Raw genomic sequence first — 10,239 nt, 5'->3', positions numbered from 1 at the left:
TTTTCGGGGTTCACTTCATCGTTTTAGGCAGTTTTTTATTGTTATTTATGTGTTTTATTTGGCTTTTTTTTCGCTGGGTTTCCGTTCCCTTGGCGCTTTCTATTTTGCTCATCTTTTGCTTGTTTTTCATGTAGTGTATCTAAAAATTCATTCGAGTTACTCATGTTTATATCTCTCCTTTCATTTTGTCATGATTACTATAACCATTTAGGAGGATAATCATGAGTTAGAAGTTAGGCACTTAATTTTCTTCGATAATGTGAGTAAAATATTCCATACATAACAAATAGCATGAGTAAAACTTGTAACTCTACATTTTCCTTTAAAATCGCTGCGATAGGGTCTGGTAAGTATGGTGATTTATCGTTTGTGCTTAAACCTAACCATTTATTTAAGAAGCTAATGGTACAAAACATAAAAACACCGGACCAGCTTGCCGTAATTGCTTTTTGTTTAATTTTTGTTTCACGTTCATCATCTGTAATCCAAGGAGTAGCAGTTTTATCACTACTAAAGAAGCCGTTTATATATCCCCATACAATCATTCCAATAAAGACAATTATCCATTTCATATATGTAATTCTCTTTTTAGTGTAAAAAGTGTTTTACATATAATGTTGTAATATTTTACAAATTTTCGTATCAAACCTTTTTTGCATATCGGTTTTCATACAGCAGGAATAAAGAATGCAATAGGGAAGAAATATGTGTGAGGATTTTATAGTAAGAGGAGGCTGAATATGAAACTCTTTTTTGTTCGGCATGGTGAAGGTGAACATACAACGGATTTACCGGAAAGTTTACAAGTGTTTGACCCACCATTGACGAGAGTAGGAAAGGCTCAAGCTAAATTACTTCAACGTGATGTATCATTACAAGAAACGGATATATTAATTGTTAGCCCTACACTTCGAACTTTGCAAACAGCGACAATATGGAGTGCGAAATGTAGTTGTCAAAAAATCGTTCATCCATATGTATCCCCGCGTATTTTTCCTTATCGAGAAGGCGCGAAAACACTACCATGCGATTGCATAGTAGATCAGGATATGATAAAAAAGTTATTTCCACATTTTTCGATAGAGAAAAGCTCAAATAATCAATTATGGAAGGAAGGTATAAACACTAGTTCAGAGAATAGTTTTCAGCAAATAGTAGATGAATTTCTTCTTTGGTGTTATGAGCTGAGAGCTGAAAGAATTTGTATTGTATCTCACGACGGAACAATTACAGCATATAGGCAATATATACAGAAAGTCGTTTTAACTAGATCGGATTTTTTGAAAGAAACGGGTATATATGAAATGGATTTATCCCATAAAATTCTGATTGATAAGGGCTGATTATAGGATGGAGGTTGTGTGTTGAATATTGCATTAGTAGTTGGTTTTAATTCGGATTTAGAGGCGCAATCAATCCGAGCATCTCTTGAATATTTTGGTGCAAGAGTTGTGACATATTGGATTGGTAGACCAAAAGATTTTGTAGAAGTTCTTTCTGGAAAGAGCTTATTTAACGATGTTAATTATATTATTTTTTGCTTTCATGGTGAGGGAGGGAAGTTTGTCATGGAAGAGCTGGGCGAAGAAGTATATGAACAAGATGAACCGAGAGGGTATTTTGGTACAGCAGAAATTGATAAATATGCAAAATTGCATAATACACATATTGTAAATAGCGGGTGTACGTTAGGGGCGCAAAATCTAGCAGAATCTTTTTTACATAGTGGTGCAAAATCATATATTGGATCGATTGATTATGTAGATGGAAATGCAGCACTTATGTTTACTATACGCTTATTTTATGGGGTTATTAACCATGAAAAAACGTTAGAAGAAGCGTTTCAAGAAGCAAGGTTAATTGACGAGGAGACACATACATTTCGATTCTATAACTAGTGTGAAACACATTTATTCTATATTCGAATAAGTGTGTTTCACATTTAACTCACATTTTTTTTACATTTTTTTCAATGAAAATGATTATCACCTGTGGTATGATATGTTCAAGTTTTTACAGGTAATAAAAGTTACTATATAAACGTTAGTTTTTAATGTTTCATACACATGTCACGAATTATTCATAATTAACGTTTATAAAATAAGTAACTAATGTTATTATATTATCTGTAACTAACTTAATTACAACTTTAGGAGGAAGATATGGTTATTCAATTTTTAAGAGAAAACAAAGCAGTTTCTTTTGTGTTAGCAGTAATCCGAGTATATCTTGGTTACAAATGGTTAATGGCTGGAATCGGTAAACTACAAGGAGAAGGATTCAATGCGATTGGATATTTACAAGGTGCAGTTGAAAAATCTAAAGGAGCACAACCGGCTGTGCAATCTTGGTGGGCATCATTTTTACAAGATTTCGCAATTCCAAACGTAGATCTATTTAATACGCTTGTCACGTGGGGAGAAATTTTAGTTGGAATTGGTTTAATTGTTGGTTGTTTAACAAAAACGGCGGTCTTTTTCGGCCTTGTAATGAACTTTTCCTATATGTTTAGTGGGTCAATTGGTGTGAATCCTGAAATGGTTATCTTATCTATGTTTGTTCTTGTTTCCGGTATGAACGCTGGGAAATTTGGAATGGATGGCTTCGTTATCCCGAAAGTATTAGGATCAAAAACGCCAAAACGCCAAAAGCAAGCTGCTTAATATATGAAAACGGGTATCTCAAAATGAGATACCCGTTTATGTTATTTTTCAACTTTGATCGGATTGTTCTTAAAGAAGTCTTGTACATACCCGACAAATTCTTGAGGTTCTTGGCGAAATGGTGCGTGATAACCTTTTTCAATAATATGTAAAGTACTATTTTTTAAGAATTGATGATACGTTTCTCCTTCTTTCCAAGAAACGCTACTATCATTTCTGCCCCATATAATTAAAGTTGGTTGTTTCATTTCATTTGCATTAATTTTTAGACGTCTAGGCCATAATTTCATTTTGTTATAATGCTCTTCATCATTACGTTTGAATTTCACTTTGCTCTCATCATAATCTGTAATAGAAGAAACGGCATTTAAATCAGTCGGCAATTGTGGTTTTGGTGAGCTTTGTTTAGTAACGAATGTATGAGGGCCACCTGTAGCATCAGTTAAAATAAGGTGAGTAACTGCTTCAGGATATAAATATGTTAAATTTAGAGAAATTTCTCCCCCCATGGAATGCCCCAGTATTGCAAATGAATCATACCCTAGTTTTTTCATTAATTTATAATACAAATTTGCATGAGTTGGAAAAGAATAATAAAAATCCATTGGCTTAGATGAGCGCCCGAATCCTAAAGCATCTACAGAAATAATTGTATGATCTTTTGCTAAGTCCGAGTAAATTTTTTGAAAACCATCTGATGACCCTCCAAAGCCATGGATCATAAGTAAAGGTGGTTTTTCATTACCAATCTTTTTAAAGTAAATGGTTTGACCATCTATTTCTACCATTTTTTCCTCGGTAGTTAGTTTCGCTGTAATTGTATTTTTAACTTGCTTTACTTGTTCTACTGGCTTTTCTGCTGCACTACATCCTACTAATAGTGTAAGAGTAAGACAACCTACCATAACATAGCTAAATCGCTTCAATTAGGTGTCTCCTTTCTAACATAACGCTGTATCTATCATAGCAAATAGCATATTACGATTTCCAGGAAGTTGGCTACTATTTTTTATCATAAGAGGTGAAAGGAGCGTTTCTTGGAAATTTTCTGTTTGAAGAAATTTACGAAATGTAAATTGTGAGTGTGGGACATCAATTCGTACTATACCATTCCAACATTCACATATCTTTTTTAATAATTGAATAGCATCTTCTTCTTGCTTGGCGATAAGTGGATTGATACATAATATATTGCCTTTTTGTATGCATAATGAAAAAGCTTCTACACGGTTATTTCTTTCGGTTTTAAAAGAGTGTACGGTTCTTGGTAATAGCAAAGAGTAAAGTAGAGAACGATTTACCCCAGTTGCGATTTGATCGAGAGAAGTGAGAGACACAATGTCTTTTTCTTTCACTTGTTGTGTATGAACGGTATTCATCTTGGTAGTTTGTTTTTCAAAACGATGAATCGTTGTTACTGTTTGAAATCCACATGATGTGTATAGAGGCTCGCCAGCTTTTGTCGCAATAAGTGCGATTGGTTGTTTTGAATGAGTTTGTTCCAAGCAATGATTTAGCAATATACGCCCTATTCCTCGTCCTTGAAAATTAGGATGAACGATTAACATGCCAATGGAAGAGAAGTTGCTTGTAAAGGGAAATACACCTCCAGTCGCAATGAGTTTGTCTTCATGCATATAACCTACAAGTGTGCCGATAGAAAGATACATTTCGAATTGTTTTTTCATAAAAACTTCATCGTGTAACCATCCAACAGATTTGCAAAGATTAAGTAATTCAAAAATAAAAGATTTATTTAGCTTTACTATTTTCATAAAGGCTCACCACATTTCTATTTATTTTCATAAAAATAGAGTCAAAATGTAAAATAAGAGATTTACGTTAAATGAAATCCAACTGGTTTATATTTAAATTGTAAAGGGCGAGATGGTTGATATAAAAAGACAAACTTATACAAATTATAACTGATATTTACATAAGTTAACAAAAAATTTACATATAACTAATTTTCTCTTAATAGTCTTCTATTAAATTTGATAGTGGGAAATGAATAACCTAATTAGGGGGACAAAACAGTGAAAAAGTTTGTAAAAAAAGCATGGCCATTTGCAGTTGTTGCATCATTAGCAGTTACTTCGGTAGCGACATGGAATTTTACTCGTTCTAGTGAGGTTAATGCAGATGAGAACGGAAGCAATGCAAAGATTAAAAATGTTATCGTATTAATTGGGGATGGTATGGGCCCTTCATATATGACGGCTCATCGTTATATGAAAGATAATCCAAAAACTTTTGAAATGGAATCTACAGAATTTGATAAGCATCTTGTAGGAACACAAAAAACATATCCAGAAGATGAACATGAAAATATTACAGACTCTGCATCCGCAGCAACTGCTATGTCAGCAGGGATTAAAACATATAATGCGGCAATTGCAGTTGATAATGATAAAGCGGAAGTAAAAACAGTTCTTGAGCAAGCGAAAGAAAAAGGGAAATCAACAGGACTTGTTGCAACTTCTGAAATTACACATGCAACACCAGCTGCTTTCGGTGCGCATGACATTAGCCGTAAAAATATGGACGCAATTGCAAATGATTATTTTGATGAGAAAATTAAAGGGAAGCATAAAGTAGATGTTATGCTTGGCGGCGGTGTAAATAACTTTGTTAGAAAAGATCGAAACCTTACAGAAGAGTTTAAGAAATCTGGTTATAGTTATGTAACGGATCGAAATCAATTGTTAAATGATAAAAATGATCAAATTCTAGGTTTATTTGCACCAGGTGGTTTAGATAAAATGATTGACCGTACTGATAAAACACCTTCATTAGAAGAAATGACAAATGCGGCAATTGAACGTTTGAACAAAAATAAAAATGGTTTCTTCTTAATGGTTGAAGGAAGTCAAATTGACTGGGCTGGACATGATAATGATATCGTTGGTGCAATGAGTGAAATGGAAGACTTCGAAAAAGCATTTAAAGCAGCAATTGAGTTTGCGAAAAAAGATAAAAATACATTAGTTGTTGCAACGGCAGACCATTCTACTGGCGGTTTATCTTTAGGTGCGAATGGTGAGTATAACTTTAAAGTAGAACCAATTAAAGCTGCGAAACGTACACCAGACTTTATGGCAAATGAGATTGCAAAAGGTGCAAATGTAGAAGAAACATTGAAAAAGTATATTGATTTACAATTAACACCAGAAGAAATTCAAGCTGTAAATGATATAGCTCCATCAAAAGATGTAACGAAGATTGATAATACGATTGAAAATATTTTCAATAAGCGTTCAGTTACAGGCTGGACAACAGGTGGACATACAGGGGAAGATGTAAACGTGTATGCATTTGGACCAGGCAAATACTTATTCTCAGGTGTTCAAGAGAATACAAATATAGCGAAACGTGTCTTTGATATTGTTGGCGGTGGCGATCCGAATAAAGGAAGACGCTAATTAAGAGCGAAAGTGAGGCGAAATGCCTCACTTTTCTTTTTAGGAGTTGGGAATATGAAAAAATTATTTGCGAAATTAAGATTCCTTCTAGTATTTGTAGTATTACTAGTTGGATGTCAACAAGAAGAGAATAATGTAGAACAAAAAGTTACTACTAAAAAAACTGAGGAAAAGGTACAGATAACGAAAGAAGAAGAGAAATCTATTCAAGATGTTATTCATACATTTGTAAGAACGACGAATGAACAAAATCTTGCAGAACATATGGAGCTATTTTCAAAGAAGATGCCTAGTGCTGAAGATTTAAAAACACAAAAAGAAGCCGCTTTTCAAAAGGGAAATAAGAAAATTGAATTGGAACATATAAATATGAAAGCTAGTAAAGTAGGATATGTTGTTGTGGAAACAAAAGAAAAGGAAGTAGATGAGGGCATCACTCTTCAAAAGAAAGTACAGTATGCTCTTGGAAAAGAAGATGATAAATGGAAGATTGAAGAGGTTCGCACGATAGAGAAGAAATAAAGTAAAACTTTAATCAGTGTGGGAGTCTTACTGCCCAAAAATGGTAGAAAAAAGGTTCTCATTGGCGAGAACCTTTTTTTATAGTGGTAGCATAATTTGATTTGAGCATGCTTCAATATCATCAATATCTTGACGGATTGTGGCCATTTTATTATCAAGATCTTCAGCTTTCATTGCCGCATCATGTAGTTCATCTTTTAAATACTCAGGTATTTTTCCTTCATATTTATAATAAAGTTTATGTTCTAAACTTGCCCAAAAGTCCATTGCTAGTGTACGTAACTGAATTTCTGCAAATACATCTTTTGTACCAGAATTTAGTGATAAAGGATATTTAATAATCATGTGTAAACTTTTATATCCGTTTTGTTTTGGGTTAGTGATATAATCTTTTACTTCTATGACTTCCATATCTTCGCGTTTTTGAATGACTTCTTTCAAATGATAGATATCTTCTACGAAGCAACATGTAATACGAATACCAATAATATCTTGTAAATGTGTTTGAGCGTTTTCAACTGTTGGTAATAAGCTTTTACGTTCTAGCTTTTTAATAATACTTTCAGGTTGTTTTAGTCTTGTTTTTATATGTTCAAACGGGTTGTAATCCTCTAGAAATTGAGCTTCCCGGTTCATAATTTCAAATTTAGTTTTTAACTCTTCTAAAGCAAATGTATACGGTAATACAAAAGCTTTCCAGTAGTTAACTGTTGATTGATTATATTCCATTTATATACACACCTTTTCCTATTTACAAGTGAGGTTGTTATTATACTAAATACCAAATCATATAAGCGCAAGCAGCAAATGATGAGATCATAAAGCGATATTTAGTTTTCATACTTTCAACTCCTTTCGAGTAAGATTCTATATAAATAAACGTGATTGTTAATAAGTTCACTATGTACAATTTCTATAGTAATAGATTCATGTGAATTTCGTATGAACTAATTGTTTCAGCTTTTTGTCTTTTTTGTTGTTAATCATAATTATTATTCGGATTTAAAGTGTTTTCATTTGATTTATCCATTTGTATAAATTAATGTATATTTAAATTTATAGTTATTAAGGAGGATATATGGTGAACTTTGAAGAATTAGCAATTGCTAGACGTTCTGCAATGAAATTTATACAAGGTATAGAAATCCCTGATGAGGATTTTAAAAAAATATTTGAGTTAACTAAGCTTTCTCCATCTTGCTATAATTTGCAGCACACACATTATGTTGTAATTCGTGATCAAGAGCGAAAAGAAAGATTAAAAGAATTAGCGTTCGGTCAATATAAAGTATCGAGTGCATCAGCGGTAGTGCTCGTTTGTGGTGATAAAAGAGCATACCAAAATGTTGAAAATATTTACTTCGGTATGAAAGTTTTAAAAATGATTGATGAATGCGAATATGAAGATACCATTAGGCAAACGAAAGGTTTATATGAAGGAAAAGGAGAGCGTTTCATGGAGGATGAAGCGATTAGAAATGCTTCATTAAGCGCGATGACTTTTATGTACGCAGCTAAATATTATGGCTATGATACATGTCCAATGATTGGTTTCGATGAAAAAGCAGTACAAAGTGAATTAAATATGCCGGAGCATGTAGTACCTGTTTTAATGATTACGATAGGAAAAAGTGATACTACTAAAATTCGCCCACGAGGATATCGAAAGCCGATTAGTGAGTTTGTTACATATGAAACATTTTAATAAAGGGTATAGATTACTTAAACAAAAGGGTTCTATTTAGATCCCTTTTGTTTTGTAATTGACAAATAGAATAAATTTATATAACATATAAATCGTAATCATTACGTTTTAGTTGCGATCTTTGAAAGAAAGGAGAATTACATATGCGTGTAAATATAACGTTAGCTTGTACGGAGTGCGGTGATCGTAATTACATTTCTAAAAAAAATAAACGAAACAACCCAGAGCGCATCGAACTTAAAAAATATTGTCCACGATTAAAGCGAGTAACGCTACATCGTGAGACGAAGTAAAAGACTAGAGATTTCTCTAGTCTTTTTTTGTTAATAGGTTTTGGTTTTGTTTGTTATAATTACCTTAAATTGTAACAAAGGAGAGGGCATGGTGAATCAAAAAGATAAAGAAAGAAAAGAACAAGTAGCTCATATTATTGAAATTCCAGATGAATATAGGCTTGTTGTAGATGATCAAGAAGGAGTTGATGCCCCGTATCATCTATTGTGGTGGGGACATAAAGATGATGAGGAGAAGCAGATACAAATTACATTAAATAGACATACTGGTAATTTAATTGAATTTAGGATAGATGATAGAAATTATTTTTCGAGTGATAAGGAAGCGATAGAGGAAAATAGGGCAAGAGAGGTTGCAAATGTGTTCTTGAAAAAATATATAAAAGAAGGATGTAAGTTTTATACATATATAACTATCCAGGACGATTGGCGTGGCTGGAAAGAAATAAATTATATGCAAGAAATAAATGGATATCCATTACCGGATACAGGATGTGTGGTGCAAGTGCATCCTTCAGGGAATGTTGTGAATTTTCATTATAACGGACGAGAAAGCATAAAAGAAAAGCCGTTATGGCCAAGTACGATTGTTGAGGAGAATATCGTGTTAGACAACTTAAAGGCTAGACAAGATATGAGGCTTGTATTTGTAGATTTAACATTCTCATCATGTAAATATGGAAATGGTGAGGAAGTAAAAGGGTACCACCTTGTGTATGTACCAGAACCTAGTCATGTATTTATTGATGCAAGTACAGGTAAAGATTTATTTGGACCAGATCATTATAAATTACCGACAACAGTGGCTGTTAGAAAACAAAAAAAGGGTAGCCAACAAGATGATATATTCGATTTATTTGACTGGGATAAAGAAAGTTTTACAAAAGTAGCGGAGACGGAAAATGAAGATGGAATAAGGATGAAATTTGTACTGAAAGAGGAATTACAAACACAGAAAGAGGAAAATAATCCATATTTAATGAATGAATTCTTTAAAAAGCATTTACCAATGTTAAAATATAATAATTTAGTTGTTATTACCATTGATAAATCAACCAATGAATTAATTGGTTTCATAAAACTGACAGACGATAGAGAAGCAAAACAAATACTGTCTAGAGAGGAATGTTTACAAAAAGCACTTCAATTTTTAGAACATGTTATTCCAGATGTTACACAATATCTTCGACTTTGGAAGGAACATGAAGAAGCAGAAGATGGGATTGAAAGATTTATCTTTTCCATATATGTGAAGGGTATTCTGGCAGAGTATAACCAATTTATGATCAATATCAATACGGAAAATGGTACTGTTATGCATTACTCGGGAAAATCTAGCAACTTTATAAAAGAATTACTTACATATGAAACAACACCAAAAGTAACAAAAGAAAAAGCGTTAGAAATATACAGAGAGGCTATCCGAGTTAAATTAGAATGGTTTTTAGATCATGATGCAGAGGAAACGAAATACAAACTACTGTACAAACAAACGACGGATGAAAATCATAAAGAACCTTTTGATTGTAGTCGAGAAATTCGTTATATTGATGCCCAAACTGGGGGGAAGATTTGGAGTAAGTAAAATAAAAAGAGTTATTTTTACATTCTTTGAAAAATAACTCTTTTTATTT

General features: G+C 32.9%; 13 protein-coding genes. 8 read left to right on the top strand and 5 right to left on the bottom strand.

From position 1 onward, the window contains the following. Positions 1-41: 41 nt before the first annotated feature. Both COK05_RS30325 and COK05_RS30320 read right to left on the bottom strand, forming a co-directional pair. Positions 42-164 (bottom strand): DUF4023 domain-containing protein, encoded by a 123-nt coding sequence (locus COK05_RS30325; protein WP_000071866.1) that lies wholly within the window; start codon positions 162-164, stop codon positions 42-44. Positions 165-233: 69 nt separating this feature from the next. Next, the gene (locus tag COK05_RS30320) at positions 234-572 is read right to left on the bottom strand and encodes a phosphoglycerate mutase (RefSeq protein WP_098615475.1); all 339 of its coding nucleotides are present in this window, start codon (positions 570-572) and stop codon (positions 234-236) included. A gap of 168 nt (positions 573-740) precedes the next feature. Here COK05_RS30320 and COK05_RS30315 point away from each other — a divergent pair, with 168 nt between their 5' ends. From COK05_RS30315 to COK05_RS30305, 3 genes are all read left to right on the top strand, one after another. Beyond that, positions 741-1,343, top strand: coding sequence for a phosphoglycerate mutase family protein (locus COK05_RS30315; protein ID WP_098615474.1), 603 nt, complete (start codon positions 741-743; stop codon positions 1,341-1,343). Between the two features lie 18 nt (positions 1,344-1,361). Continuing rightward, complete coding sequence (locus tag COK05_RS30310) at positions 1,362-1,898, top strand: delta-aminolevulinic acid dehydratase (protein ID WP_098615473.1); 537 nt, start codon at positions 1,362-1,364, stop codon at positions 1,896-1,898. A gap of 264 nt (positions 1,899-2,162) precedes the next feature. After that, positions 2,163-2,663, top strand: coding sequence for a DoxX family protein (locus tag COK05_RS30305; RefSeq protein WP_098615472.1), 501 nt, complete (start codon positions 2,163-2,165; stop codon positions 2,661-2,663). A 41-nt stretch (positions 2,664-2,704) separates the two neighbouring features. Here COK05_RS30305 and COK05_RS30300 read toward each other — a convergent pair whose 3' ends face one another. Both COK05_RS30300 and COK05_RS30295 read right to left on the bottom strand, forming a co-directional pair. Further along, positions 2,705-3,589 carry an alpha/beta fold hydrolase gene (locus tag COK05_RS30300; RefSeq protein ID WP_098615471.1) on the bottom strand — a complete coding sequence of 295 codons (885 nt, stop codon included), beginning with the start codon at positions 3,587-3,589 and terminating at the stop codon, positions 2,705-2,707. Positions 3,590-3,604: 15 nt separating this feature from the next. Then, complete coding sequence (locus COK05_RS30295; RefSeq protein ID WP_098615470.1) at positions 3,605-4,438, bottom strand: GNAT family N-acetyltransferase; 834 nt, start codon at positions 4,436-4,438, stop codon at positions 3,605-3,607. 261 nt (positions 4,439-4,699) lie between these two features. On the opposite strand from COK05_RS30295, the gene COK05_RS30290 reads away from it, so the two are divergent. Then, positions 4,700-6,085 (top strand): alkaline phosphatase, encoded by a 1,386-nt coding sequence (locus tag COK05_RS30290; protein WP_098615469.1) that lies wholly within the window; start codon positions 4,700-4,702, stop codon positions 6,083-6,085. 54 nt (positions 6,086-6,139) lie between these two features. Further along, positions 6,140-6,607 (top strand): hypothetical protein, encoded by a 468-nt coding sequence (locus tag COK05_RS30285; protein ID WP_098615468.1) that lies wholly within the window; start codon positions 6,140-6,142, stop codon positions 6,605-6,607. Positions 6,608-6,685: 78 nt separating this feature from the next. Here COK05_RS30285 and COK05_RS30280 read toward each other — a convergent pair whose 3' ends face one another. Beyond that, on the bottom strand, positions 6,686-7,336 hold the full coding sequence (locus tag COK05_RS30280; protein WP_098615467.1) for a GTP pyrophosphokinase: 651 nt from the start codon (positions 7,334-7,336) through the stop codon (positions 6,686-6,688). A 349-nt stretch (positions 7,337-7,685) separates the two neighbouring features. Here COK05_RS30280 and COK05_RS30275 point away from each other — a divergent pair, with 349 nt between their 5' ends. From COK05_RS30275 to COK05_RS30265, 3 genes are all read left to right on the top strand, one after another. Further along, entirely contained in the window at positions 7,686-8,312 is a 627-nt protein-coding gene (locus tag COK05_RS30275; protein ID WP_141539317.1) for a nitroreductase family protein, read from the top strand. A gap of 143 nt (positions 8,313-8,455) precedes the next feature. Further along, complete coding sequence (rpmG, locus tag COK05_RS30270) at positions 8,456-8,605, top strand: 50S ribosomal protein L33 (RefSeq protein WP_001265617.1); 150 nt, start codon at positions 8,456-8,458, stop codon at positions 8,603-8,605. An 88-nt stretch (positions 8,606-8,693) separates the two neighbouring features. Then, positions 8,694-10,190 carry a YcdB/YcdC domain-containing protein gene (locus COK05_RS30265; RefSeq protein WP_141539316.1) on the top strand — a complete coding sequence of 499 codons (1,497 nt, stop codon included), beginning with the start codon at positions 8,694-8,696 and terminating at the stop codon, positions 10,188-10,190. The last annotated feature ends 49 nt before the right edge of the window (positions 10,191-10,239 follow it).

Source organism: Bacillus cereus (genome assembly GCF_002567495.1).
In the GTDB taxonomy this organism is placed as follows: Bacteria; Bacillota; Bacilli; order Bacillales; family Bacillaceae_G; genus Bacillus_A; species Bacillus_A cereus_AQ.
The sequence above is the reverse complement of the archived record's forward strand: the minus strand, read 5'-3'. Positions and strand labels throughout refer to the sequence as shown.

What these genes read in the sequence shown, in the direction of transcription:
- COK05_RS30325 (WP_000071866.1), bottom strand. Translation starts at nt 164, where the DNA reads ATGAGTAACTCGAATGAATTTTTAGATACACTACATGAAAAACAAGCA.
- COK05_RS30320 (WP_098615475.1), bottom strand. Translation starts at nt 572, where the DNA reads ATGAAATGGATAATTGTCTTTATTGGAATGATTGTATGGGGATATATA.
- COK05_RS30315 (WP_098615474.1), top strand. Translation starts at nt 741, where the DNA reads ATGAAACTCTTTTTTGTTCGGCATGGTGAAGGTGAACATACAACGGAT.
- COK05_RS30305 (WP_098615472.1), top strand. Translation starts at nt 2,163, where the DNA reads ATGGTTATTCAATTTTTAAGAGAAAACAAAGCAGTTTCTTTTGTGTTA.
- COK05_RS30295 (WP_098615470.1), bottom strand. Translation starts at nt 4,438, where the DNA reads ATGAAAATAGTAAAGCTAAATAAATCTTTTATTTTTGAATTACTTAAT.
- COK05_RS30285 (WP_098615468.1), top strand. Translation starts at nt 6,140, where the DNA reads ATGAAAAAATTATTTGCGAAATTAAGATTCCTTCTAGTATTTGTAGTA.
- COK05_RS30280 (WP_098615467.1), bottom strand. Translation starts at nt 7,336, where the DNA reads ATGGAATATAATCAATCAACAGTTAACTACTGGAAAGCTTTTGTATTA.
- COK05_RS30275 (WP_141539317.1), top strand. Translation starts at nt 7,686, where the DNA reads ATGGTGAACTTTGAAGAATTAGCAATTGCTAGACGTTCTGCAATGAAA.
- rpmG (WP_001265617.1), top strand. Translation starts at nt 8,456, where the DNA reads ATGCGTGTAAATATAACGTTAGCTTGTACGGAGTGCGGTGATCGTAAT.
- COK05_RS30265 (WP_141539316.1), top strand. Translation starts at nt 8,694, where the DNA reads ATGGTGAATCAAAAAGATAAAGAAAGAAAAGAACAAGTAGCTCATATT.